Genomic DNA, 25735 nt, shown 5'->3' with positions numbered 1-25735 from the left:
CGGTCAGGTTCTCCCACTCACCACGTGGCCCGCACCTGGCGGATGATCCGCCGGCGCAACCGCACCCTGCGGCTGCCGTCGCGCATGAGGCTCAGTCGGTCCAACTCCCAGTGTCCGTACTCGGCATGGTCCGTGAGGAGACGCGTCGCCTCGTTGCGGGAGACCCCGCGGGGGACGTACACGTCGATGAATTCGTATTCCGGCATCGCATCTATTGTGCGGGCTGGTGCCCGGTACGGATAGCGTCTGCACTATGTCTGATGCTGCGCAGCCCACCGCTGCCGAGGTACGCGCCGCCGCCGAGGCGGTCAAGACCGCGCTCGACCGCCACCTGGCGGCCGTCGAACGCAGGACGGGTGACGACGACCCGGCCGTCCACGAGGCGTTCAATCAGCTTGCGGCGGCCGGCGAGGTGTACGACGAGCTGCTCTACGACCGCTACGACGAAGTCACCCCCTTCGAGATCCCCGGAGCCGACGACTCGCTGCCGCCGTACACGGGCCCGGAGGAGCCCCACGCGGTCAGCGTCCTGATCCGCCGCGACTACACGGTGGCCGAGCCGCAGCGGCTGCTGGCGCAGGCCCAGCGGGTGGAGGCCGCCGAGTTCGAGGACGCCCTCACCGAGGACGACACCGCGAACACGGTCCCCGGCGCGCTGGGCATCCTGTTCGGCGAGTTCGAGCCGGACGAGATCGCGTCCCGGCACCGTGAGTTCGGTCTCGCGGAGGGTGACTCCACGCTCTGGGTGACCGCGGCGGAGGAGGCGGCCGAGCCGGGCGAATGGCTGGAGGCCCCGTTCGAGGAGGCCGACCCGCAGCAGGTGATCTGCCGCTTCGACGTCAGCGCGGTCTTCGACCGGGACGACAGCGACGACGACGCCGACGTGCCGGGCACGCTCCTGGACGAGCTGGCCGACGACGATCTGGAGCCGCTCGACCGCGACCGGTGAACGCACGGCGGTGCCCGTACCGGACCCGATCCGGTACGGGCATCGCCGTGTCCGGGCTCAGCCCGCCGGAGGGAGCTGCACCCGCAGCAGCGTGCGCAGCCGGGTCGTACGCGGCTTGGCCACGCTCTCCGCGACCGCCTTCGGCAGCGCCTGCTCCACGCCGTGGACGACGGACAGGTGCCGTTCCGCCCGGCCGAACGCGGTGTACACCCACGGCCTGGTCAGCACGTCCGCCGCGTCACCGGGGAGCACCACCACGGCGGCGGGCCAGCGGCCGCCGACCGCCTGGTGCGCGGTGAGCGCCCAGCCGTGCCTGACCCGGCTCTCCACCAGCTCCCTGGGGACGACCACGGGCGCGCCCGCGCACTCCAGGTGCAGCCCCTCCGCGTCCGCGCGGACCACGCGGCCCGGCACCGTACGGCCCGGCGCGGGGGAGTGGACGATCCGGTCGCCGGGGTCGAAGCCGCCGAAGCGGCCGGGGCCGGGGTTCAAGCGCTCCTTCAGGACCGTGTTGAGTGCGCGGGTACCGGCGGCGCCGCCGTGGCCCGGCGTGATCACCACCGTCTCCTCGGGCGGGACCCCGAAGGCGCGCGGCACCGAGTCCGCGACCAACTGCACCGTGCGGTGCACCGCCTCGCCCGCGTCCCGGACCGGGACGATCACGATCTCCTTGCCGGGCGCCTCGACCTGGACCAGCTCGCCCACGCCGATGCCGGAGACCAGTTCGCCGAGCGGGCCGGGGTCGGGGACGCGGGAGGCGACCTGGGGGCAGGCGGGGACGGCGAGCAGGTCCGCGAAGACCCGGCCCGGACCGGCCGACCACAGCACCGCCGGGTCACCGCTGAGCACGAGGCGTGCGCCGTCGGGCAGGGACTCGGCCAGCATCGCGGCGGCCTCCACGTCCAACTGGGGCGCGTCCAGCACGATCAGCAGGTCCAGGTCCAGCGCGCCTTCCGCGTCCCGGCCGGGGCCCGAGGCGCCGGACAGCAGGCCCGCGACCGTGCCCACGGCGCCGCCGGGCTCCTCGCCCAGGTGCGCGGCGAAGCGGCGGGCGCCGTCGGGGGTGTGGCAGACCGCGAACGCGCGCAGGCCCGCCGCGCGGGCGGCACCGAGCAGCGCGGCGGGTTCGGTACGGGCCGCCTCGCCGCCGGTGTGCAGCACCAGGCCGTGCCCGGCGACCTGGCGGGCGAGGTCCGCCGCGCCCCTGGTCAGCGCGGCCACGGCCGCCTCCCAGGGCTCCTCGGTCTCCTTGGGCACCGAGTTGACCAGCCGGGCCAGCGCGTCCGCGAGGCTCTCCTCGGCGAGGGCGTACCGCTCCAGACCGGCGAGGACCCGGACCGGAACCTCCTGCTCGTTCTCGCCGGCCGTCGGCTGGGCTCCGGGTTCCTCCAGGGCGTCCTGGAAGACCAGGGCGTCGCCCTCCGCGAGCGCGCTCTGTACGGCCTCGTCCGGGTCCGGCACCGCCCGCTTGCCGAGGGCCTCGGTGAGGGCAGGGAGGTCCAGCGCGGTGTGCCCGGCGACGGCGGCCTGCTCCAGCAGCCACACCGTCAGCGCGCGCCCGCGCCGCTCGTCGTCCGGACGGCACTCCGCGCCCAGCAGGGCCCGCGCGAACCCGTCCGCCTGCTCCGGCCGCACCCCCGCGACCCGCAACAACTGCCAGGGATCGGCACGCAGCGTGTCCTCGGCCCCGTCCCCGAGCGCGGCAGCCACCTGCGCCGCCAACGCCTCCGGCGCCCCACCCTCACCCAGTACGGCCCGCACGGCCCCCACGGACTCGGCATCCGGCGCGGCCACCATCGGGGCCGGCTCCGGCCGCCGCACCGGCTCCGGCGCGGGCCGCCGAGGCGCCGGGGCGGGTTCCACAAAGACGGGCGCGCCCGCCTTCTCCCCACTCTCCACAGCCCGCACGGCGGCCAGCAGATCAGCCGCCTTGCCGCTCAGCTTCCCCCCACTCTCCACCGGCCCCTGCCGCTCCGCCTTCCGCCGAGCAATCCGCTCCCGCTCCACCCGCTGAGCAGCCAACTCAGCCTCAGCCTCAGAGGGAGCGCCCGCGCCTCCAGCAGCGCCCGATGCCCCGCCGTCGGCTCCGGGCCCCGCCCCTTCGGCGGCCGGCGCCCCGGCATCGTCCCGGCCGGCGGCAGCCGCCTCGGCCGTCTGGTCGTGGGGCTCTTCGCCGCCCACGGACACCTCAGACCCGCTGCCCTCGGCAACCCCCGGCCCGGCTTCCGTCGGTCCGCCGGAGGTGGCCTCCTCCGGGTCGCCGGTGGGCGTGTGCTCCGTGGTCACAGGGTGCTCCAGTCGTGATCGGGGTAGCGGTGCACCGGGGCCGACACGTCGTCCAGCGCCCGGCAGATCTCGTCAGGAAGACTAAGCGCCTCCACCGACAACGCCGCCGCGAGCTGCCGTGCGTTGCGCGCGCCGACGACCGGGGCGGTGACGCCGGGCCGGTCCCGGACCCACGCGAGGGCGACCTGGAGCGGCGTGACGGCGAGCCCGTCGGCGGCCGTGGTGACCGCGTCCACGATCCGGCTCGCGGTGTCGTCGAGATACGGCTCGACGAAGGGCGCCATGTGCTCGGAGGCGCCGCGCGAGTCGGACGGCACCCCGCCCCGGTACTTCCCCGTCAGCACCCCCCGGCCCAGCGGGGAAGAGGGCAGCAGACCGACGCCGAGGTCGAGCGCAGCGGGCAGCACCTCGCGCTCGGCGCCCCGCTGGAGCAGGGAGTACTCGAGCTGGGTCCCGGCCAGCCGGGTACGGACACCCGGCGCGGCAAGCTGCCAGGTGGCGGCCTTGGCGAGCTGCCAGCCACAGAAGTTGGACACCCCCGCGTACCGCGCGCGCCCGCTGCTGACCGCGAGGTCGAGCGCCTGGAGCGTCTCCTCCAGCGGCGTGGCGGGGTCGTGGCAGTGGATGTGCCACAGGTCGACATGGTCGGTGCCCAGCCGCTCCAGCGAGGCGTCGAGCGCGGCGAGCAGATGCCCCCGGGAGCCGTCGGCCGGGCGGTCGGGGTCGGGCACGCTGCCCGCCTTGGTGGAGATCACCAGGTCCTCGCGGGGCACCAGGGAGTCCGTCAGCCGCCCGAGCAGATACTCGGCAGCCCCGTCGCCGTACACATCCGCGGTGTCGACCAGGGTGCCGCCCGCTTCCCAGAACGCCTTCAGCATGTCCGCGGCGTCGTGCTCCTCGGTGTCCCGGCCCCAGGTGAGGGTGCCGAGCCCGATCCGGGACACGCGCAGGCCGGTACGGCCGAGATGCCTCTGCTCCATGAGCGCGAGATTACTGGCCAGAGCTGCTGCCGTGGGTTGCCTGTGGACAACGGGACCCGAGCCCCTGGCACCACGGGAAACACCCCGGCCGGGGTGGGCCGCGCGGGAAAGGATCGCTAAGGTCGGCCGCAGATACGTTACTTGCGAGTAAGGGGATCGGCATGCAGCTCGGGATCAACCTCGGCTACTGGGGCGCCGGGATGGACGGGGACAACCTCGCCGTGGCGCAGGAGGCCGACCGGCTCGGCTACAGCGTCTGCTGGGCGGCAGAGGCGTACGGCTCCGACGCCGCCACGGTGCTCACCTGGGTCGCCGCGCAGACGGAGCGGATCGACGTGGGCTCGGCGATCTTCCAGATCCCGGCCCGCCAGCCCGCCATGACGGCGATGACCGCGGCCACCCTGGACTCCCTGTCCGGCGGCCGCTTCCGCCTCGGCCTCGGCGTCTCCGGCCCCCAGGTCTCCGAGGGCTGGTACGGCGTCAAGTTCGACAAGCCGCTCGCCCGCACCCGCGAGTACGTGGACATCGTCCGCAAGGCGATGACCCGCGACCGCCTGTCGTACGAGGGCGAGCACTGGACGCTGCCGCTGCCCGGCGGCCCCGGCAAGCCGCTCAAGCTGACCGTGCACCCGCAGCGCGAGCACATCCCGCTCTACATCGCCGCCATCGGCCCGAAGAACCTGGAGCAGACCGGCGAGATCGCCGACGGCGCCCTGCTGATCTTCCCCTCCGCCGAGCACCTGGAGGACACCGCCGTCTCCTATCTGCGCGCGGGCCGGGAGAAGGCGGGCAAGACCCTGGACGGCTTCGACATCTGTCCCACCGTGCCGCTCGCGCTCGGTGAGGACGCGGACGTGGCCCGGCTCGCCGACACCTTCCGCCCCTACACCGCGCTCTACGTGGGCGGCATGGGCAGCCGCAAGCAGAACTTCTACAACCGGCTCGCCCAGCGCATGGGGTACGAGAAGGAGGCCGCCGAGATCCAGGACAAATACCTGGCCGGTGACAAGGACGGCGCCGCGGCCGCCATCCCGCACGACCTCATCGACAAGACCACGCTGCTCGGCTCGGTGGACCGCATCGCCGACCGGATGGCGGCCTACGCGGCGGCCGGCGTCACCACCCTCACGCTCGCCCCGGCCGGCTTCACCCTGGAGGAGCGGCTCGCGGCCCTGCGCGGCGGTGCCGAGGCCCTGGAGCGCGCCGGCCTCGCCTGACGGGGACCGGGGGAGAGGTTCGCGGCCGTGGTGGGGGCTCGGGGGTCTTCCCCGCCACGGCCGTCACGGGGAACAACGCGCCGGACCGGACGGGGTTACGCCCCCACGCGTCCCTCCTTCGGCCCAGCGCGGACGGCCTCCTGTTGCGCGCCCCCTTGACCCGCATTTGACTACTTCTCTGCGGAATCGTGTGCAGAGAGGGGCCCGCGATGCTTTCGGCCAAGAGCCTGTTCCAGGAGATCCTCGACGACGACGCGGCCTTCCGGCTCTTCTGCTCCATCGCCGCCAGCGGCGAGTCCCAGGGCGGCTGGGAGAACGGCAGGATCGCCGCCCTGGTCCCCGAGAGCGCGCGCGGCCTGGCGCCCCGGATCGCCCGGCACGGCGCCGACGAGGACAAGCACGGCCGCATCTTCGAGGCCCTGCTGCGCAAGCGCGGCCTGAAGCCCGTCGAAGTCCCGCCCGACACCGACTACACGATGCTCCTCGAACGGCGCGGCATCGGCCTCGCCCACGACAAGCTCAAGGCCGACCGGCCGCTGACCGAGCGGGACATCGTCACCTACCTCGCGCACAGCCGGGTCACCGAGCAGCGGGCCTCCGAGCAGATGCGGCTGCTCCTCAGGCACTTCGGCGACCACCCCGACCTCGGCCGCGCGGTGCGCATGATCTCCCACGACGAGGACAACCACCTCGCCTACTGCCACGAGGAACTCCTGCGCCTGGCGTACCGGGGCCACGGCCGGACCATCCAGCGCATCCTGCGCGAGAGCGCGCTCGCGGAGATCCGGATCTACCGGGACGTCAGCCTCGCCGTCATGGCCCACATGGGCCGGGTACTGGGCTGGTCCGCCGCGCGGAACGCGCTCCTCGCGGCCGGCATCCACGCCCTGTACGCGTGGGAGCGGGCCGTCGGCTGGCGCCGCATGGTCACCCTGGAGATGCCCGAGCGGCGCGACGCCCTCGGCGGACCCGCCCCCAGGGCGACCGAACTCGTGTGAGCTACAGCCAGCCGCGCCGCTTGAAGTTCCGGTACAGCAGCAGCTCCAGCACCACCATCACCGCGACCACCGTGGGGTAGCCCCACACCCAGCGCAGCTCCGGCATGTGCTCGAAGTTCATGCCGTAGACGCCCGCTATCAGCGTCGGGATCGCCGCCATCGCCGCCCAGGACGAGATCTTGCGCATGTCGTCGTTCTGCCGGACACCCATCTGCGCCAGATGCGCGGAGAGGATGTCGGACACCAGCCGGTCCAGGCCCTCCACCGACTCGTTGACGCGGGTCAGGTGGTCGTTGACGTCCCGGAAGAACGGCCGCGCGGAGGCGTCCACGAACGGCACCTGGGTCGCGGACTGCCCCATCCCCGCGAGCCGGGTCATCGGCACCGTCAGCGGCACCGTCGCCCGGCGGAACTCCAGCACCTGCCGCTTGAACAGGTAGATCTTGGACGCGGTGTCCCGCGACCCGGCGTCGGACGGGGAGAACACCTCCGCCTCCAGCTCGTCCAGGTCCGTGCCCAGCTCGGTCGCGACCTCCAGGTACTGGTCCACCGTGGCGTCCGCCACCGCGTACAGCACCGAGGTCGGCCCGTGCCGCAGCTTGTCCGGGTCGTCCTCCAGCCGCCGCCGTACCTCCGGCAGCGGGGAGGACTCGCCGTGCCGCACGGTCACCACGAAGGAGTCGCCGAGGAAGAGCATGACCTCGCCCGTGGTCACGGTGTCGCGCGCCGACTCGTAGAACACCGGCTTCAGCACCACGAACAGCGAGTCGTCGTACGTCTCCAGCTTGGGGCGCTGGTGGGCCTTCAGGGCGTCCTCGACCGCCAGCGGGTGCAGCCCGAAGACCTTGCGGACCTCTTCGAACTCGTCCGTCGTCGGATCGTGCAGCGCGATCCACACGAACGCGCCGTCGGCCGCGCGCGCCTCCCGCAGGGCTTTCGCCGGGTCGTCGGACGAATCGGTCCGATGCCCGTCACGGTAGATGGCACAGTCGAAGATCACGGACTGCATTCTCCCGTCCTCCGGCCCCGAACGCACTCGGGGCCCCATGATTGTGCGCCCCGGATCACCACCCGGCGGCGCCGGTCTACGCTGGGCCGCATGCCCACCCTGATCCTCGTTAGGCACGGCCGTTCCACCGCCAACACCGCGGGGCTCCTCGCCGGCTGGACCCCCGGCGTCGCCCTCGACGAACGCGGCACCGAGCAGGCCGCCGCCCTGCCGGGCCGTCTCGACGGCCTGCCGCTGGCCGAGATCGTCGTCAGCCCGCTCCAGCGCTGCCAGGAGACCATGCGGCCGCTGCTGGACGCCCGCCCCGGCCTCACCCCTCGCACCGACGACCGGATCGGCGAGTGCCACTACGGCGACTGGTCGGGCCGCAAACTGGCCGAGCTGAAGGACGAACCCCTCATGGAGGTCGTCCAGACGCACCCCTCCGCCGCCGCCTTCCCCGGCGGCGAGTCCATGCGCGAGATGCAGGCCCGCGCGGTCGCCGCCGTACGCGACTGGAACGCGCGCGTGGAGGCCGAGCACGGCCCCGACGCCGTGTACCTGATGTGCTCGCACGGCGACATCATCAAGTCGATCGTGGCCGACGCCCTCGGTCTCCACCTCGACCTCTTCCAGCGCGTCTCGGTGGAGCCCTGCTCGGTCACCGCGATCCGCTACACCCGGCTGCGGCCCTATCTCGTCCGGCTCGGCGAGACCGGCGACCTCGCCTCGCTGGCCCCCCGCGAGACGCCCCCGGACGACGACGCACCGGTCGGGGGCGGTGCGGGCGCACCGTGATCGCCGCCCGCAGTAGGGTGAGGCGGTCGGCCGCACGGTGTGCCCGCACGCCCGTACCGACCGCTTGAACCGCTCGAACGATCCCGAACCCAATGGAGACAGGACGTGTCCCGTCAGGTGTTCCTCTACGACCCGCCGGACCGCTTCGTGGCCGGCACGGTCGGGCTGCCCGGACGCCGTACGTTCTTCCTCCAGGCCACCGCGGGCCCCAGGGTGACCAGCGTGGCCCTGGAGAAGGCCCAGGTCGCCGCGCTCGCCGAACGCATGGACGAACTCCTGGACGAGGTCGTGCGGCGCAGCGGCGGCAACGCGGCGGTGCCCGCCGTGGCCCCCGTCGAGATCTCCGACACCGGCCCGCTGGACAGCCCCGTCGAGGAGGAGTTCCGCGTCGGCACCATGGCGCTCGCCTGGGACGGCGAGGAACAGCGCATGGTCGTCGAGGCCCAGGCCCTGGTGGAACTGGACGCCGAGACCGCCGAGGACCTCGCCGAGGCCGAGGAACGCCTCCTCCAGGACGAGGAGAACGGGCCCCCGATGCTGCGGGTCCGGCTCACCGGCGCGCAGGCCAGGGCCTTCGCCAAGCGCGCCCTGGACGTCGTCAACGCCGGGCGGCCGCCGTGCCCGCTGTGCAGCCTCCCGCTCGACCCGGAAGGACACGTATGTCCGCGCCAGAACGGATACCGCCGGGGAGCGTGAGCGCCGCGGACACGGGAACCGTCGCGGACGCCGCCGAACTGCTCGCCCACGGCGAGCTGACGGTACGCGGCCGCATCCGGGACGCCTCCAACGCCGCCCTGTTCTGCACCGTCGCCCTCGACGGCCGGGAGGCCACCTGCATCTACAAGCCGGTCGCCGGGGAGCGCCCGCTGTGGGACTTCCCCGACGGCACCCTGGCCGGCCGCGAGGTCGCCGCCTACGAGGTGTCCGAGGCCACGGGCTGGGGCCTGGTCCCCCCGACCGTGCTGCGCGACGGACCCTACGGCGAGGGCATGTGCCAGCTCTGGATCGAGGTCAGCACCGACGCCGAACTCCTCGCGCTCGCCGAGGGCGAGGAGGCCGGAGAAGGCTGGAAGGCGATCGGCCTCGCCGAGGTCGGCGAGGGGCGGACCGCGCTGCTGGTGCACGCCGACGACGACCGGCTGCGCCGCCTCGCCGTCCTGGACGCCGTGATCAACAACGCCGACCGCAAGGGCGGCCACCTCCTGCCCACCGTCGCCGGGCACCTCTACGGCATCGACCACGGCGTCTCCTTCAACGCCGAGAACAAGCTGCGCACCCTGCTGTGGGGCTGGGCCGGCGAACCCCTCACCGAGGACGCCCTCGCGGTGCTGGCGGGCCTGCGCGACACCCTCGCCGAGGGCGGGACCCTGGCCGCGAAGCTGGCCCCGCTGCTCACTCCGGCCGAGATCGACGCCACCCGCGCCCGCGTCGACCGCCTCCTCGCCACCGGGCGCCACCCCGAGCCCACCGGCGAGTGGCCCGCCATCCCCTGGCCCCCGGTCTGAGCCCAGCGGCACAGCCGGGCGCCCCGCGCAAGAGCGCCCATCCGGCCATCCGGCCGCCTTGGGCGCGATCCGGTTCGTAGCCCCAGCTCATGGCCGGTTACGCTCATGTACATGCATGCCTGGCCCGCTTCCGAGGTCCCCGCCCTGCCTGGTCAGGGCCGCGACCTGAGGATTCACGACACCGCGACCGACGGTCCGGTCACCCTCGACCCCGGTCCCGTCGCCCGGATCTACGTCTGCGGCATCACGCCGTACGACGCGACCCACATGGGTCACGCGGCGACCTACAACGCGTTCGACCTCGTGCAGCGCGTGTGGCTCGACACCAAGCGGCAGGTCCATTACGTCCAGAACGTCACCGACGTGGACGACCCGCTGCTGGAGCGCGCGACCCGCGACGGTGTCGACTGGGCCGACCTCGCCGTGCAGGAGACCACCCTGTTCCGCGAGGACATGACCGCCCTCAGGATGCTCCCGCCCCAGCACTACATAGGCGCCGTCGAGGCCATACCCGGCATCGTCCCGCTCGTGGAACGGCTGCGGGAACTCGGCGCGGCCTACGACCTCGACGGCGACATCTACTTCTCCGTCGACGCCGACCCGCACTTCGGCCAGGTCTCCCGCCTCGACGCGGCCGCCATGCGCGTGCTGTCCGCCGAGCGCGGTGGCGACCCGGACCGGCCCGGCAAGAAGAACCCGCTCGACCCGATGCTGTGGCTCGCGGCCCGCGACGGCGAGCCGAGCTGGGACGGCGGCACGCTCGGCCGGGGCCGCCCCGGCTGGCACATCGAGTGCGTCGCCATCGCGCTGGACCACCTGGGCATGACCTTCGACGTCCAGGGCGGCGGCTCCGACCTCGCCTTCCCGCACCACGAGATGGGCGCCTCCCACGCCCAGGTGCTCACCGGCGAGTTCCCCATGGCCAAGGCGTACGTGCACGCCGGCATGGTCGGCCTGGACGGCGAGAAGATGTCCAAGTCGAAGGGCAACCTCGTCTTCGTCTCCGCGCTGCGCCGCGACGGCGTCGACCCGGCCGCCATCCGGCTCGCCCTGCACTCCCGCCACTACCGCTCCGACTGGGAGTGGACCGACCAGGTGCTCCAGGACGCCGTGGACCGCCTCGGCCGCTGGCGCGCCGCCGTCTCCCGCCCGGACGGCCCCTCGGCCGACGCGCTGGTGGACGAGGTCCGCGAGGCCCTGGCCAACGACCTGGACGCGCCCGCCGCGCTCGCGGCCGTGGACCGCTGGGCCGCCCGTCAGGAGGCGGAGGGCGGCACCGACATCGGCGCTCCCGGCCTGGTCAGCCGCACCGTGGACGCGCTGCTCGGAGTGGCGCTCTGAGCCGACAGCACGAAAGTGGGGGCGGTACCCGGCCGGGTACCGCCCCCACTTCTCTGTTCAGTCCTCCGAGCCGTCCGGCTCGTCGCCGCCCTCGGACGCGCCCGGTGCCTCCGGCTTCGGCGGCTTGGGCGGACGGGTACGGCCGCTCGGCGCGTCCCGGCGGTACGGCCCGCTCTCCGAACCGTCCGCCGTGGCGTGGCCGCCGGGCCCGCCGACGTCCCGGCGCCGCAGGTACCGCTCGAACTCGCGCGCGATGGCCTCGCCGGACGCCTCGGGCAGCTCGGCGGTGTCGCGGGCCTCCTCCAGCGTCTGCACGTACTCCGCGACCTCGCTGTCCTCGGACGCCAACTGGTCCACGCCCGTCTGCCAGGCCCGCGCGTCCTCGGGCAGCTCGCCCTGCGGTACCCGCAGGTCCAGCAGGTCCTCCAGCCGGTTCAGCAGCGCCAGCGTGGCCTTGGGGTTGGGCGGCTGGGAGACGTAGTGCGGCACCGCCGCCCACAGGGAGACCGCGGGCACCCCGGCGTGCGTGCACGCCTCCTGGAGGACGCCGACGATGCCCGTGGGGCCCTCGTACTTGGTCTCCTCCAGGTTCATCCGGCGCGCCAGGTCACCGTCCGAGGTGACCCCGCTGACCGGGACCGGGCGGGTGTGCGGGGTGTCGCCGAGCAGCGCGCCCAGGATCACCACCAGCTCCACGCCCAGCTCATGGGCGAAGCCCAGCAGTTCGTTGCAGAACGAGCGCCAGCGCATCGACGGCTCGATGCCGCGCACCAGCACCAGGTCACGGGGCTTGTCCCCGCCGACGCGGACCACCGACAGCCGGGTCGTCGGCCAGGTGATCTTGCGTACGCCGCCTTCCATGAAGACCGTGGGGCGGTTCACCTGGAAGTCGTAGTAGTCCTCGGCGTCCAGCGCCGCGAACACCTCGCCCTTCCACTCGCGTTCCAGATGCGCGACCGCCGTGGAGGCGGCGTCACCGGCATCGTTCCAGCCCTCGAACGCGGCCACCATGACTGGGTCGATCAGCTCGGGAACACCCTCCAGCTCGATCACCCAGTGCCTCCTTCCGACGTGCTCTCGCCTGACCACCCAACCTTACGGCGTCCGGCAGGAGCCTCAGCAGCCCCCTCGCAAGGGGCTGAACGGATCACTGCCCCGAACCCCGGCCCGGAACACCCGAGGGGCGGGCCGGGCCGGGGAGGCCGTCTACTTCTTGTCGAGCACCTCGCGCACCTGGGCACGTACCTCGTCCGTGGCCAGGCCGCGGATGGTGAGCGTGGTGCGGCGGCGCAGCACGTCGTCCTCCGTCTCGGCCCACTCGTGGTCGCGGGCCCAGACGACCTGCGCCCAGATCTCCGGCGCGTCGGGGTGGACCCGCTCGGCCAGCTCCGGGTGCTCGTTGGCCAGGCGGGCGATGTCGAAGGCCAGCGAGCCGTAGTGGGTGGCCAGGTGCCGGGCGGTGTCGGCGCCCATGCGCGGACCGGGCGCCGGACGGTCCACCAGCAGCCGGTGCTCGACCGCGCGCGGGTTGGCCACACCGGGCAGCGGCAGCCGCTTGGGCAGCTCCGACACCGGCTCGAAGTCGTCGCCGAGCGGGCGGCCCGGCAGCTCCTCCAGCTTCTTCAGCACGGTCCGGCCGATGTGCCGGAACGTGGTCCACTTGCCGCCCGCCACCGAGAGCATCCCGCCCGGACCCTCGGTGACCACGGTCTCCCGCTTGGCCTTCGCGGTGTCACCGGGCCCGCCCGGCAGCACCCGCAGCCCGGCGAACGAGTAGGTGATCAGGTCCCGCCGGAGCTGCTGGTCCCGGACGGAGAACGCGGCCTCGTCCAGGATCTGGGATATGTCCGACTCGGTGACGGAGACGTCCGCCGGGTCGCCCTCGTACACCTCGTCGGTGGTGCCCAGCAGCAGCATGTCCTCCCAGGGCAGGGCGAACGTGATGCGGTACTTGTCGATCGGGGTGGCCAGCGCCGCCTTCCAGGGGGCGGTGCGCTTCAGGACCAGGTGCGCGCCCTTGGACAGGCGGATCGAGGGGGCCGCGTGCGGGTCCTCCATCCGGCGCAGGTGGTCGACCCAGGGGCCGGTCGCGTTCAGCACCAGGCGGGCGTCGACGCCGAACTCCTCGCCGGTGAGCCGGTCCTTCAGCTCGGCGCCGGTGACCCGGCCGCGCGTGGTGCGCAGCCCGGTGACCTCGGCGTGGTTCAGCACGACCGCGCCCGCGTCGACGGCCGCGCGGACCGTCATCAGCGCCATGCGGGCGTCGTTCATCTGGTCGTCGCCGTACACGGCCACGGCCTTCAGGTTGTCGGTGCGCAGCTCGGGCACGTCCTGCGCGGCCTTGGCCGGGGAGAGCAGGTGCCCCACCCCGTCGCCGAACGCGGAGAGCGCGGAGTAGGCGAAGACGCCCGCGCCGAGCTTGGCCGCGCCGTGCGGGCCGCCCTTGTACACCGGGAGGTAGAAGGTGAGCGGGTTCGCCAGGTGGGGGGCCACCTGCTTGGAGACCGCGCGCCGTTCGAAGTGGTTCTCCGCGACCAGCTTGACCGCGCCGGTCTGGAGGTAGCGGAGCCCGCCGTGGAGCAGCTTGGAGGAAGCGGAGGAGGTGGCTCCGGCGAAGTCGCCGGCGTCGACCAGCGCCACCCTGAGCCCGGACTGCGCGGCGTGCCAGGCGGTGGAGATGCCCAGGATGCCGCCGCCGATCACAAGGAGGTCGTACGACGCCCGCGCGAGCTGCTCCCGGGTCTCGGCCCGGCTCGGGTTGGCGCCGGAGGCCGGGTGGGTGCCCAGGGCGGGTACGGACTGCAGGGTGGTGGGACTGGTCATGTCGGGTACTTAACTCCTCGTCGGAGCCGGACCTGGCGGCTGCGCCGGCCCGGTCAGCTCTCGTCCTCGAGCCAGCCCATGGTCCGCTCGACGGCCTTGAGCCAGCTCTTGTACTCACGGTCGCGGGTCTCCGCGTCCATGCGGGGGGTCCACTCGGCGGCGCGGCGCCAGTTGGCGCGCAGCTCGTCGGTGCCGGTCCAGAAGCCGACGGCGAGACCGGCGGCGTAGGCGGCACCGAGACAGGTGGTCTCGGCGACCATCGGGCGCACCACGGGGGCGTCGAGCACGTCCGCGAGCTGCTGCATCAGCAGGTTGTTCGCGGTCATGCCGCCGTCCACCTTGAGCGTGGTCAGCTCGACCCCGGAGTCCTTCGTCATGGCGTCCGCGATCTCCCGCGTCTGCCAGGCGGTGGCCTCCAGGACGGCGCGCGCGAGGTGCGCCTTGGTCACGTACCGGGTCAGGCCGGCGATCACACCGCGCGCGTCGGAACGCCAGTGCGGGGCGAACAGGCCGGAGAAGGCCGGTACGAAGTAGGCGCCGCCGTTGTCCTCGACCGAGAGCGCGAGGGTCTCGATCTCGGCGGCGGTGGAGATGAGGCCCATCTGGTCGCGCATCCACTGCACCAGCGAGCCGGTGACGGCGATGGAGCCCTCCAGGGCGTACACGGTCGGCTTGTCGCCGATCTTGTAGCCGACGGTGGTGAGCAGCCCGGCGTAGGAGTTGATGATCTTCTCGCCGGTGTTCATCACCATGAAGGTGCCGGTGCCGTAGGTCGACTTGGTCTCGCCCTCGGAGAAACAGGTCTGGCCGAACAGGGCCGCCTGCTGGTCGCCGAGCGCGGAGGCGACGGGGATGCCGCCGAGCAGGTCGCCGAGGCTGCCGCCGGTGACATCGCCGTAGACCTCGGCGGAGGAGCGGATCTCGGGGAGCATCTGCTCCGGCACACCGATGGACTCGCAGATCTTCTTGTCCCACTGCATGGTGTGCAGGTTCATCAGCATGGTGCGCGAGGCGTTGGTGACGTCGGTGACGTGCTTGCCGCCGTTGACACCGCCGGTCAGGTTCCAGATGACCCAACTGTCCATGGTGCCGAAGAGGATGTCCCCGGCCTCGGCGCGCTCGCGCAGGCCCTCCACGTTGTCCAGCAGCCAGCGGGCCTTGGGCCCGGCGAAGTAGGACGCCAGCGGCAGACCCGTCTCGCGGCGGAAGCGGTCCTGGCCGACGTTGCGGCCCAGCTCGCGGCAGAGCGCGTCGGTACGGGTGTCCTGCCAGACGATGGCGTTGTGGACCGGCTCACCGGTGTTCTTGTCCCACAGCACGGTCGTCTCGCGCTGGTTGGTGATGCCGATGGCCTTGATGTCGTCCCGCGTGATGTTCGCCTTGGCGATGGCGGAGGCGACGACCTCCTGGACGTTCGTCCAGATCTCGTTCGCGTCGTGTTCGACCCAGCCGGGCTTGGGGAAGATCTGCTCGTGCTCCTTCTGGTCGACGGAGACGATGCGGCCGTCCTTGTCGAACACGATGCAGCGCGAGGAGGTCGTGCCCTGGTCGATCGCCGCGATGAAGGGGCCTGCGGTGTGGGCGTCGGTCACTGTGTGCTCCTGGGAGATCCGAGGTGAGGGTGGCGGTGTGTACGGCGCTTACTCGAATGATCGGTGCTTTTCGCGCAAATCGTTACTCATCAAGCAAAAGCGACGTTGTAGATGCCCGCAGCGATCGCGCCGCCGATCAGTGGACCGACGATCGGCACCCATGCGTAGGCCCAGTCCGAACCGCCCTTGTTGGGCAGCGGCAGCAGGGCGTGCACGATGCGCGGTCCCAGGTCACGCGCCGGGTTGATCGCGTACCCCGTCGGACCGCCGAGCGACAGACCGATCGCGACGACCACCAGGGCCGTGATCAGCGCGCCCACCGCGCCCAGACCGTTGCCCTCGTTGTTCAGGCCCTGCGTGAGGATCGCCAGCACCAGCACGACCGTGCCGATGATCTCCGTCAGAAGGTTCTGCACCGCGTTCCGGATCTCCGGACCGGTGGAGAAGATGCCCAGTACCGGGCCCGCGGCCGCCTCCTCGGCCTCGACCGCCTTGACCGTGTCCTGCGCGCCGGGCCCGCCGACGATCTCCCGGTCGGTCAGGTGGACGCGGAACTGGCCCAGGTAGGCCACCCAGACCAGCGTCGCGCCGATCATCGCGCCCAGCAACTGGCCGCCCCAGTAGACGGGCAGCGTGCCGTAGTCGTGGTCCTTGATCGCCAGCGCGAGGGTGACGGCCGGATTGAGATGGGCGCCGGAGAGGGGCGCCGAGGTGTAGACGGCCGTCAGAACGGCGAAGCCCCACCCGAAGGCGATGGCCAGCCATCCGGCGCCGCGCGCCTTGGACGCCTTCAGTGTCACGGCGGCACACACACCACCGCCGAGCAGGATGAGTACGGCGGTACCTATGGTCTCGCCGATGAAGATGTCGGAGCTGGACACCCGCGACTCCTTTGTCATTGGTCCAGGGAAACCCGGCCCTTGGCGCTGCCCCACCCTAACGCGTAATACCGATAGGTGTTCGACAATGCCGACCGATGGACGGGAGTCTCGCTTTCGGCCCGCGCACGCGTCAAGAGTTCCGGGGGCGAAAAAAAGCACAGAACGCCGGATCGTTACGGACGGGGGCACAGCAGACCGGCCCCCGCGCGAAGGCCGTGCTCAGAAGCGGGCGGCGCCCAGATCGCGGGAGACCGCGCGGGCGCAGTCCCGCACCGCCGCGACCAGCTCCGGACGCGGCTCGCCGTCCCGGCACAGCCGCTCCACGGCGCCGGCGATCCCCACCGCGCCCACCGGCATCCGGCGCCGGTCGTGGATCGGCGCGGCGATCGACGCCACGCCCTCCCAGGTCTCCTCCAGGTCGGCCGCGTAACCGCGCGCCCGCGTGAGGTCCAGGACGGTTTCGAACTCCTCCGGCGTGCACACCGTACGGTCGGTGAACGCCTTGCGGGAGGAGTCCAGCGCCTCGCTGTGGGCGACCGGGTCGTAGGCGGAGAGCACCTTGCCGAGCGCCGTGGAGTGCAGGGGCTGCATCGCCCCGATCTCCAGCACCTGGCGGCTGTCGTCCGGGCGGAAGACGTGGTGCACGATCAGCACGCCCTGCTGGTGCAGCACGCCCAGGTAGACGCTCTCCCCGCTGGAGCGGGCCAGGTCGTCGGTCCACACCAGGGCCCGCGCGCGCAGCTCGTGCACGTCCAGGTAGGTGGTGCCCAGGCGCAGCAGCTCCGCGCCGAGCTGATAGCGGCCCGACGCCTCGTCCTGCTCGACGAAGCCCTCGTGCTGGAGGGTGCGCAGGATGCCGTGCGCGGTGCCCTTGGCCAGGCCCAGCGACGAGGCGATGTCGGAGAGGCCGAGCCGCCGCTCGCCGCCCGCGAGCAGGCGCAGCATCGCGGCCGCCCGTTCGAGCGACTGGATGTTCCGTGCCATCGACGTCCTGCCTCCGTCCGCATCGGCCACCGCCGAGCCATCCCACACGCGTTCGGCAATGCCGAACATTACCGGTCCATGCCGATCTCCCGCCAATGAGCGGGGCAGCGCCGGAACACCCGTCGGGTTCCGGCCACCGCACCCACCGGCCGGACTCCGCCATCCGCGTCCGTGTCGTGGACGCCTGTGCCCATCCAAGCCCACTGGCGGTTACTCTGGCGCCGTGCCCCACGCCCGGCCCCGGCCGGAGCGGGCGCATAGCCGACAGCCGTCGCATCCAAGGGAGCCCCTTCATGGCCTCGTCGCCGACGTCCCCTTCCGCCGACAGCCGGACCCGTGCGTCCGCGCTCCGTCAGGCACTCGCCACCCGTGTGGTGGTCGCCGACGGAGCCATGGGCACCATGCTCCAGGCCCAGGAACCCACGCTCGACGACTTCCAGCAGCTCGAGGGCTGCAACGAGATCCTCAACCTCACCCGGCCCGACATCGTGCGCTCGGTGCACGAGGAGTACTTCGCGGTCGGCGTCGACTGCGTCGAGACCAACACCTTCGGCGCCAACCACTCCGCCCTCGGCGAGTACGACATCCCCGAGCGCGTCCACGAACTCTCCGAGGCCGGCGCCCGCGTCGCCCGCGAGGTCGCCGACGAGTTCACCGCCCGCGACGGCCGCCCCCGCTGGGTGCTGGGCTCCATGGGCCCCGGCACCAAGCTGCCCACCCTCGGCCACGCCCCGTACACCACCCTGCGCGACGCCTATCAGCGAAACGCCGAGGGACTGGTCGCCGGCGGCGCCGACGCGCTGCTGATCGAGACCACCCAGGACCTGCTCCAGACCAAGGCCGCCGTCCTCGGCGCCCGCCGGGGCCTGGACGCCCTCGGCATCGACCTGCCGGTCATCGTCTCGGTGACCGTCGAGACCACCGGCACCATGCTGCTCGGCTCCGAGATCGGCGCCGCGCTCACCGCGCTGGAACCCCTCGGCATCGACATGATCGGCCTGAACTGCGCCACCGGCCCGGCCGAGATGAGCGAGCACCTGCGCCACCTCGCCCGCAACGCCCGTATCCCGCTGGCCTGCATGCCCAACGCCGGCCTCCCCGTCCTCGGCAAGAACGGCGCGCACTACCCGCTCACCGCCCCCGAGCTGGCCGACGCCCAGGAGACCTTCGTCCACGAGTACGGCCTCTCGCTGGTCGGCGGCTGCTGCGGCACCACCCCCGAGCACCTGCGCCAGGTCGTCGAGCGGGTCCGCGACCTCACCCCCTCCGAGCGGCAGCCGCGCCCCGAGGCGGGAGCCGCCTCGCTCTACCAGTCCGTGCCGTTCCGGCAGGACACCTCCTACCTCGCCATCGGCGAGCGCACCAACGCCAACGGCTCCAAGAAGTTCCGCGAGGCCATGCTTCAGGCCCGCTGGGACGACTGCGTGGAGCTGGCCCGCGAGCAGATCCGCGAGGGCGCGCACATGCTCGACCTCTGCGTGGACTACGTCGGCCGCGACGGCGTCACCGACATGGCCGAACTCGCCGGCCGCCTCGCCACCGCCTCCACCCTGCCGATCGTGCTCGACTCCACCGAGGTCGACGTCATCCAGGCCGGCCTGGAGAAGCTCGGCGGCCGCGCGGTGATCAACTCGGTGAACTACGAGGACGGCGACGGCCCCGACTCCCGCTTCGCCAAGGTCACCCGGCTCGCCCGCGAGCACGGCGCCGCCCTGATCGCGCTCACCATCGACGAGGAGGGCCAGGCCCGCACCCCCGAGAAGAAGGTCGAGATCGCCGAACGGCTCATCGACGACCTCACCGGGAACTGGGGCATCCGCGAGGAGGACATCCTCATCGACACCCTGACCTTCACCATCTGCACCGGTCAGGAGGAGTCCCGCAAGGACGGCATCGCCACCATCGACGCCATCCGCGAACTCAAGCGGCGCCACCCGGACGTCCAGACCACGCTGGGCCTGTCCAACATCTCCTTCGGCCTCAACCCGGCCGCCCGCATCCTGCTGAACTCCGTCTTCCTCGACGAATGCGTCAAGGCGGGCCTGGACTCGGCCATCGTGCACGCCTCCAAGATCCTGCCCATCGCCCGCTTCAGCGAGGAGGAGGTGCAGACCGCCCTCGACCTCATCCACGACCGCCGCGCCGAGGGCTACGACCCGCTGCAGAAGCTGATGGCGCTCTTCGAGGGCGCGACCGCCAAGTCCCTGCGCGCCGGCAAGGCCGAGGAACTGGCCGCGCTGCCCCTGGACGAGCGCCTCAAGCGCCGCATCATCGACGGCGAGCGCAACGGCCTGGAGGCCGACCTCGACGAGGCCCTCCAGGACCGCCCCGCCCTCGACATCGTCAACGACACCCTGCTCGACGGCATGAAGACCGTCGGCGAACTCTTCGGCTCCGGCCAGATGCAGCTCCCCTTCGTCCTCCAGTCCGCCGAGGTCATGAAGACGGCGGTCGCGCATCTGGAACCGCACATGGAGAAGTCGGACGCCGAGGGCAAGGGCACCATCGTGCTGGCCACCGTGCGCGGCGACGTCCACGACATCGGCAAGAACCTCGTGGACATCATCCTGTCCAACAACGGCTACAACGTCGTCAACCTGGGCATCAAGCAGCCCGTCTCCGCGATCCTGGACGCCGCCGAGGAGCACCGCGCCGACGTCATCGGCATGTCCGGCCTGCTGGTCAAGTCCACGGTGATCATGAAGGAGAACCTGGAGGAGCTGAACCAGCGCGGCATGGCCGCCGACTACCCGGTGATCCTGGGTGGCGCCGCCCTCACCCGCGCCTACGTCGAGCAGGACCTCCACGAGATCTACGAGGGCGAGGTCCGCTACGCCCGCGACGCCTTCGAGGGCCTGCGCCTGATGGACGCCCTCATCGGCGTCAAGCGCGGCCTGCCCGGCGCCCAGCTCCCCGAGCTGAAGCAGCGCCGGGTCCGCGCCACCCCCGCCGCGGACCTCCCCGAGGAGAAGCCGGAGGAGGGCCACGTCCGCTCGGACGTGCGCACCGACAACCCGGTGCCCGCCCCGCCGTTCTGGGGCACCCGCGTCGTCAAGGGCATCCAGCTCAAGGAGTACGCGTCCTGGCTGGACGAGGGCGCCCTCTTCAAGGGGCAGTGGGGTCTGAAGCAGGCCCGCACCGGCGACGGCCCCTCCTACGAGGAACTGGCCGAGACCGAGGGCCGGCCCCGGCTGCGCGGCCTGCTCGACCGGCTCCAGACGGAGAACCTGCTGGAGGCCGCCGTCGTGCACGGCTACTTCCCCTGCGTCTCCAAGGACGACGACCTGATCATCCTGGACGAGGACGGCAACGAACGCACCCGCTTCACCTTCCCCCGCCAGCGCCGGGGCCGCCGGCTCTGTCTCGCGGACTACTTCCGCCCGGAGGAGTCCGGCGAGCGGGACGTGGTCGGCCTCCAGGTCGTCACCGTCGGCTCCCGCATCGGCGAGGAGACCGCCAAGCTCTTCGAGGCCAACGCCTACCGCGACTACCTCGAACTGCACGGCCTCTCCGTCCAGTTGGCCGAGGCGCTGGCCGAGTACTGGCACGCCCGCGTCCGCGCCGAACTGGGCTTCGCCGGGGAGGACCCCGCCGACATCGAGGACATGTTCGCCCTGAAGTACCGGGGCGCCCGCTTCTCCCTCGGCTACGGCGCCTGCCCCAACCTGGAGGACCGCGCCAAGATCGCGGATCTGCTCCAGCCGGAGCGGATCGGCGTCCACCTCTCCGAGGAGTTCCAGCTCCACCCCGAGCAGTCCACCGACGCCATCGTCATCCACCACCCCGAGGCGAAGTACTTCAACGCCCGCTGACCGTGCTGACCAGGCCGGTCAGCAGACACGCGCGCACAACAGGCGTTCCGGGCGCGGGCGACGTATGCTGGTCGGTCCACCGCAGGCCGGTTCCCGTCACGGGAACCGGCCTGATCGTCCCTCAAGGAGGTGCGCCCGGATGACCAGCACGGTCCCCGCGCTCGGAACACGTACGGCCGAGGGCTCCGCCCTTCAAGCGGTGCTCCTCGACATGGACGGCACCCTGGTGGACACCGAGGGCTTCTGGTGGGACGTCGAGGTCGAGGTCTTCGCCGCCCTCGGACACGCCCTCGACGAGTCCTGGCGGCACGTCGTGGTCGGCGGCCCCATGACCCGCAGCGCCGGCTTCCTCATCGAGGCCACCGGCGCCGCCATCACCCTCGCCGAACTCTCCGTCCTCCTCAACGACGGCTTCGAGGCCCGCATCGGCAGCCACCTCCCGCTGATGCCCGGCGCCGCCCGGCTGCTCGCCGAACTCCACGAGCACGACATCCCGACCGCCCTGGTCTCCGCCTCCCACCGGCGCATCATCGACCGCGTGCTGACCGCGCTCGGCCCGCACCACTTCGCCCTCTCCATCGGCGGCGACGAGGTCTCCCGCACCAAGCCCCACCCCGACCCCTACCTGCTGGCCGCCGCCGGACTCGGCGCCGACCCGGCCCGGTGCGCCGTCATCGAGGACACCGCCACCGGGGTCGCCGCCGCCGAGGCCGCCGGCTGCCATGTGGTCGCCGTGCCCTCCATCGCCCCCATCGTCCCGGCCGAACGGCGCACCGTCGTACCCTCGCTGGAACAGGTCGACCTGTCTTTTCTGCGCGGCCTGATGACGCTCACGCACTAGGCGTTCACCCAGCGTGCGAAAACAATGCTGACCAGGGGCGCAATTCCCCGGAGTTGCGCCCCGGCGGAAATTCCCCGCCCGCCGAACCGGTTGAATTCCGGTATCCCGGACCGCAGTTGACACTGTGACGTTCGCCACTCGAACCGGTCTCGACAACGCCCCCCCGCGTGTGCAGAAAACGGCGCCGAACGCCCCGTCCGCGGGCCCATGTGTCCTGATTGATGGACCGTTGTACGAATCCTGCCGCTGTCGGTTTTTCGGTGCGTCCACACCCGGTTTCACTGCGTGATGAGCCCTCAACTCAAGGGACCGCGAAGCGCCCTGCGGGCGCGGACTAATGTCGTCGCGACAACATCGCAGCAACCCCCGTGATCCGCCGCGCCCATCCGAAGCTTGCCGGGTTCACGGAATCGAACAGCTCTGGAGAACGTCCCGCATGAACCGCAAGACTCTGGTGCTGCCGGCAGTGGCCGGCCTGCTCACGCCGGTTCTCGCCGCGTGCGGCGGAACCGACAGTGGGGCCAAGAACGGCGACCCCATCGTCGTCGGCACCACGGACCGGTTCACGGCCACGAGCGACGCCCCCGCGCCCCTCGACCCCGCCTACGCCTACGACGTCGGCACCTGGAACATCCTGCGTCAGACCGTGCAGACGCTGATGACCCAGCCCAAGGGCGAGGGCAGCCCCGTCCCGGAGGCCGCCGACAGCTGCAGCTTCACCGACACCGGCAACGAGCGCTACGCCTGCAAGCTGCGCAGCGGCCTCAAGTTCGCCTCCGGCGACCCGGTCACCGCCGCCGATGTGAAGTTCTCCATCGACCGCGCCATCAAGCTCCAGGCCGACAGCGGTGTCGCCGCCCTGCTGAACACCGTCGACACCGTCGAGACCCAGGGCGACCGCGAGGTCATCTTCCACCTGAAGACGGCCGACGCCACCTTCCCGTTCAAGCTGTCCACCCCGGTCGCGGGCATCGTGAACCCCAAGGACTACGCCAAGGACAAGCTGCGCGACGGCTTCGAGGTCGACGGCTCCGGCCCGTACACCTTCAAGGCGCAGCTCAAGGGCGACGCCATGGTCAGCGCCACGTTCACCAAGAACCCCTCCTACAAGGGCAGTTCCGAGCTGAACAACGACAAGGTGGAGATCCGCTCCTTCGACGACGCCGACGCGATGGGCGCCGCCCTGGACCGCGGCGACATCGACGTGATGAGCCGCACCATGTCGCCGAGCCAGATCCAGAAGCTCGACGGTGGCTCCGACGAGCACGCCGACCTCGTCGACATGCCGGGTCTCGAGATCCGCTACCTCGCCTTCAACACCAACGCGCAGACGGTCAAGGACAAGGCCGTCCGCCAGGCCATCGCCCAGGTCGTCAACCGCGGCGAACTGGTCTCCAAGGTCTACGGCACCCAGGCCGAGCCGCTCTACTCCTTGGTGCCCGCCACCCTGACCGGCCACTCCAACTCGTTCTTCAACAAGTACGGCGACCCGAGCACCGCCAAGGCCAAGCTGCTGCTCACCAAGGCCGGCGTCACCGCCCCGCTCAAGCTGACGCTGCACTACACCACCGACCACTACGGCTCCGCCACCAAGCAGGAGTTCGAGGTCCTGCAGAAGCAGCTCAACGACAGCGGCCTGTTCGACGTCACCATCCAGGGCCACCCCTGGGCCACCTTCCGCCCCGCGGAGCAGAAGGGCCAGTACGACGTCTACGGCATGGGCTGGTTCCCCGACTTCCCCGACGCCGACAACTTCCTGGCGCCGTTCCTCGACAAGGACAACTTCCTCGGCTCGCCGTACACCAACAGCACGATCGAGCGGACGCTGATCCCCGAGTCCCGCCGCGAGGCCGACCGCCTCGACGCCGCCAAGAGCCTCACCGACATCCAGGACACCGTCGCCGAGGACGTCCCCGTACTGCCGCTGTGGCAGGGCAAGCAGTACGTCGCCGCGCGGGACGACATCACGGGCACCTCGTACGCCCTGAACTCCTCGTCGACGCTTCAGCTTTGGGAGCTCGGCCGTGGTGTGAGCGGCTGACGTCTCCCGTACCCGGAGCCGCGACGGCGGCTCCGGGCCACGAACCGACGACAAGGCACTGCTGTGAAGATGAGCGTCCAGTGGCCGGTCCTGCCCGTGGTGGCGGGGCTGGCCTGCGGCCTGTTGACCGGCTGCGGCTCCGGGACCGACGATGCCGAGGGCACCGGTCGGGCCATGGTGATGGGGATGTCCGACGACGTCCTGGCCACCGACCCGGCATCGGGCTACGACCCCGGCTCCTGGCTGCTCTTCAACAACGTCTTCCAGTCACTGCTCAGCTTCCCCAACGGCGGCACCCAGCCCGAGCCCGAACTCGCCAAGTCCTGCGCCTTCGGTGACACCCGGGCCACCCTCTTCAAGTGCGAGCTCAAACCCGGTCTGAAGTTCAGCAACGGCGACTCCCTCACCTCCGAGGACGTCAAGTTCTCCTTCGACCGCCTGCTGAAGATCAACGACCCCGCCGGTCCGGCCGTCATGTTCCCGACGCTGGAGCGGGTCGAGACACCGGACGCCAAGACGGTCGTCTTCCGCCTCAACGCCCCCGACGCGACCTTCCCCAGCAAGATCGCCTCCGGCGCCGGCTCCATCGTCGACCACCGCCAGTACGACGCCGGCGCCCTGCGCACCGACAACAAGGCCATCGGCTCCGGCCCCTACAAGCTCGACTCCTTCGACAAGGGCCAGGCCGTCTTCTCGGTCAACTCCCACTACCGGGGCACCGCCGACATCAAGAACTCCGGCGTCACCCTCAAGTTCTTCCACGGCGACCAGAAGGCCCTGAAGAAGGCCCTCCTCGGCGGCGACATCGACATCGCCTACCGCGGCCTGAGCGCCGGCGACATCACCGACATCGACGCCCAGGAAGGCACCAAGGGCATCGACGTCATCGAGGGCAGCAGCGCCGAGGTCCAGCACCTCGTCTTCAACATGAAGGACCCCGTCGCCGGAAAGCTCGGCGTCCGCAAGGCCATCGCCCACCTGCTCGACCGCGACGCCCTCATCCACAACGTCTACCAGGGCACCGCCACCCCGCTGTACTCGATCATCCCGGCCGGCATCGTCGGCCACAACACCGCCTTCTTCGACACCTACGGCGCCCGCCCCTCCAGGGCCAAGGCCGCCCAGGCCCTGCACGCCGACGGCATCACCGGCAAGGTCAGGCTCACCCTGTGGTCCACCCCGGCCCGTTACGGCCCCGCCACCGACGCCGAACTGCGCGCTGTCGCCGCCCAGCTCAACGCCAGCGGCCTCTTCCAAGCCGACGTCAAGTCCGTCCCCTTCGGCCAGTACGAGAAGGACATCGCCGCCGGCAAGTACGGCGTCTACGTCAAGGGCTGGGTGCCCGACTACCCGGACGCCGACAACTTCACCGCGCCCTTCTTCGGCAAGGGCAACGTGCTCTCCAACCACTACGACAACAGCCGCCTCACCGGCACCCTGCTCCCGGCCACCGCCGCCCTGAGCGACCGCGCCGCCACCGACAAGGACTTCGCGCAGGTCCAGGACATCGTCGCCGACGAACTGCCCCTCCTGCCCGTCTGGCAGGCCAAGCAGTACGCCGTCGTCCGGGACGGCGTCTACGGCCTCGAGTACTGCCTCGACGCCTCCACCGTCTTCCGCTTCTGGGAACTCAACAAGAGCTGACCCCCGTCGTCCGCACACACCGAGGGCGCCCCTCCGCCAGGAGAGGCGCCCTCGA

20 protein-coding genes are annotated in these 25735 nt (G+C 71.7%); 11 read left to right on the top strand and 9 right to left on the bottom strand.

What is annotated here, in order from left to right:
- Nucleotides 1-17 precede the first annotated feature (17 nt).
- A complete protein-coding gene (locus E5083_RS26565) occupies nucleotides 18-206 on the bottom strand; it encodes a DUF5703 family protein (RefSeq protein WP_031179999.1) in 189 nt (62 codons plus the stop codon).
- Between the two features lie 47 nt (nucleotides 207-253).
- Between E5083_RS26565 and E5083_RS26560 the strand changes: the two genes are divergently transcribed.
- The gene (locus E5083_RS26560) at nucleotides 254-949 is read left to right on the top strand and encodes a hypothetical protein (protein WP_130339587.1); all 696 of its coding nucleotides are present in this window, start codon (nucleotides 254-256) and stop codon (nucleotides 947-949) included.
- A gap of 57 nt (nucleotides 950-1006) precedes the next feature.
- On the opposite strand, the gene E5083_RS26555 is transcribed toward E5083_RS26560, so the two are convergent.
- Both E5083_RS26555 and E5083_RS26550 read right to left on the bottom strand, forming a co-directional pair.
- The gene (locus E5083_RS26555; RefSeq protein WP_425276753.1) at nucleotides 1007-3235 is read right to left on the bottom strand and encodes a helix-hairpin-helix domain-containing protein; all 2229 of its coding nucleotides are present in this window, start codon (nucleotides 3233-3235) and stop codon (nucleotides 1007-1009) included.
- On the bottom strand, nucleotides 3232-4215 hold the full coding sequence (locus E5083_RS26550) for an aldo/keto reductase (protein WP_135788198.1): 984 nt from the start codon (nucleotides 4213-4215) through the stop codon (nucleotides 3232-3234). The genes E5083_RS26555 and E5083_RS26550 overlap by 4 nt, the downstream gene beginning before the upstream one ends.
- A 161-nt stretch (nucleotides 4216-4376) precedes the next feature.
- Here E5083_RS26550 and E5083_RS26545 point away from each other — a divergent pair, with 161 nt between their 5' ends.
- Complete coding sequence (locus tag E5083_RS26545; protein ID WP_135788197.1) at nucleotides 4377-5432, top strand: LLM class F420-dependent oxidoreductase; 1056 nt, start codon at nucleotides 4377-4379, stop codon at nucleotides 5430-5432.
- A gap of 209 nt (nucleotides 5433-5641) precedes the next feature.
- Entirely contained in the window at nucleotides 5642-6430 is a 789-nt protein-coding gene (locus E5083_RS26540; RefSeq protein WP_135788196.1) for a ferritin-like domain-containing protein, read from the top strand.
- A 1-nt stretch (nucleotide 6431) separates the two neighbouring features.
- Here E5083_RS26540 and corA read toward each other — a convergent pair whose 3' ends face one another.
- Complete coding sequence (gene corA, locus E5083_RS26535) at nucleotides 6432-7430, bottom strand: magnesium/cobalt transporter CorA (protein WP_135788310.1); 999 nt, start codon at nucleotides 7428-7430, stop codon at nucleotides 6432-6434.
- 99 nt (nucleotides 7431-7529) lie between these two features.
- Between corA and E5083_RS26530 the strand changes: the two genes are divergently transcribed.
- The 4 genes from E5083_RS26530 to mshC all read left to right on the top strand — a co-directional run bounded on the left by E5083_RS26530 (nucleotide 7530) and on the right by mshC (nucleotide 11062).
- On the top strand, nucleotides 7530-8216 hold the full coding sequence (locus E5083_RS26530; RefSeq protein WP_135788195.1) for a histidine phosphatase family protein: 687 nt from the start codon (nucleotides 7530-7532) through the stop codon (nucleotides 8214-8216).
- Between the two features lie 105 nt (nucleotides 8217-8321).
- Complete coding sequence (locus E5083_RS26525) at nucleotides 8322-8912, top strand: DUF3090 domain-containing protein (RefSeq protein WP_031180007.1); 591 nt, start codon at nucleotides 8322-8324, stop codon at nucleotides 8910-8912.
- Nucleotides 8876-9721 carry an SCO1664 family protein gene (locus E5083_RS26520; RefSeq protein ID WP_135788194.1) on the top strand — a complete coding sequence of 282 codons (846 nt, stop codon included), beginning with the start codon at nucleotides 8876-8878 and terminating at the stop codon, nucleotides 9719-9721. The genes E5083_RS26525 and E5083_RS26520 overlap by 37 nt, the downstream gene beginning before the upstream one ends.
- A 111-nt stretch (nucleotides 9722-9832) precedes the next feature.
- The gene (mshC, locus tag E5083_RS26515) at nucleotides 9833-11062 is read left to right on the top strand and encodes a cysteine--1-D-myo-inosityl 2-amino-2-deoxy-alpha-D-glucopyranoside ligase (protein ID WP_135788193.1); all 1230 of its coding nucleotides are present in this window, start codon (nucleotides 9833-9835) and stop codon (nucleotides 11060-11062) included.
- 57 nt (nucleotides 11063-11119) lie between these two features.
- Here the strand turns inward: mshC and E5083_RS26510 are convergent, their stop codons facing one another.
- The 5 genes from E5083_RS26510 to E5083_RS26490 form a co-directional block, all read right to left on the bottom strand.
- Nucleotides 11120-12115, bottom strand: coding sequence for a PAC2 family protein (locus E5083_RS26510; protein ID WP_135788192.1), 996 nt, complete (start codon nucleotides 12113-12115; stop codon nucleotides 11120-11122).
- Nucleotides 12116-12268: 153 nt separating this feature from the next.
- Nucleotides 12269-13885, bottom strand: a complete 1617-nt coding sequence (locus E5083_RS26505; protein ID WP_135788191.1) for a glycerol-3-phosphate dehydrogenase/oxidase — start codon at nucleotides 13883-13885, stop codon at nucleotides 12269-12271.
- 53 nt (nucleotides 13886-13938) lie between these two features.
- Nucleotides 13939-15477, bottom strand: coding sequence for a glycerol kinase GlpK (gene glpK / locus E5083_RS26500; protein ID WP_135788190.1), 1539 nt, complete (start codon nucleotides 15475-15477; stop codon nucleotides 13939-13941).
- Nucleotides 15478-15566: 89 nt separating this feature from the next.
- Nucleotides 15567-16358, bottom strand: a complete 792-nt coding sequence (locus tag E5083_RS26495; protein WP_135788189.1) for an MIP/aquaporin family protein — start codon at nucleotides 16356-16358, stop codon at nucleotides 15567-15569.
- A gap of 219 nt (nucleotides 16359-16577) precedes the next feature.
- Nucleotides 16578-17342: an IclR family transcriptional regulator gene (locus E5083_RS26490; RefSeq protein WP_135788188.1), complete on the bottom strand. Its 765-nt coding sequence runs from the start codon at nucleotides 17340-17342 to the stop codon at nucleotides 16578-16580.
- Nucleotides 17343-17635: 293 nt separating this feature from the next.
- Here E5083_RS26490 and metH point away from each other — a divergent pair, with 293 nt between their 5' ends.
- The 4 genes from metH to E5083_RS26470 all read left to right on the top strand — a co-directional run bounded on the left by metH (nucleotide 17636) and on the right by E5083_RS26470 (nucleotide 25680).
- Nucleotides 17636-21154, top strand: a complete 3519-nt coding sequence (metH, locus tag E5083_RS26485) for a methionine synthase (protein ID WP_135788187.1) — start codon at nucleotides 17636-17638, stop codon at nucleotides 21152-21154.
- Nucleotides 21155-21293: 139 nt separating this feature from the next.
- Nucleotides 21294-21995 carry an HAD family hydrolase gene (locus tag E5083_RS26480; RefSeq protein ID WP_135788186.1) on the top strand — a complete coding sequence of 234 codons (702 nt, stop codon included), beginning with the start codon at nucleotides 21294-21296 and terminating at the stop codon, nucleotides 21993-21995.
- Nucleotides 21996-22431: 436 nt separating this feature from the next.
- On the top strand, nucleotides 22432-24036 hold the full coding sequence (locus E5083_RS26475) for an ABC transporter substrate-binding protein (RefSeq protein ID WP_135788185.1): 1605 nt from the start codon (nucleotides 22432-22434) through the stop codon (nucleotides 24034-24036).
- 69 nt (nucleotides 24037-24105) lie between these two features.
- Nucleotides 24106-25680 (top strand): ABC transporter substrate-binding protein, encoded by a 1575-nt coding sequence (locus E5083_RS26470; protein ID WP_425276752.1) that lies wholly within the window; start codon nucleotides 24106-24108, stop codon nucleotides 25678-25680.
- Nucleotides 25681-25735: the final 55 nt, after the last annotated feature.

Origin of the sequence: Streptomyces bauhiniae, assembly GCF_004784475.1 — a bacterium.
Lineage (GTDB): Bacteria > Actinomycetota > Actinomycetes > Streptomycetales > Streptomycetaceae > Streptomyces > Streptomyces seoulensis.
This window is presented reverse-complemented; position numbering and strand designations above follow the sequence as displayed.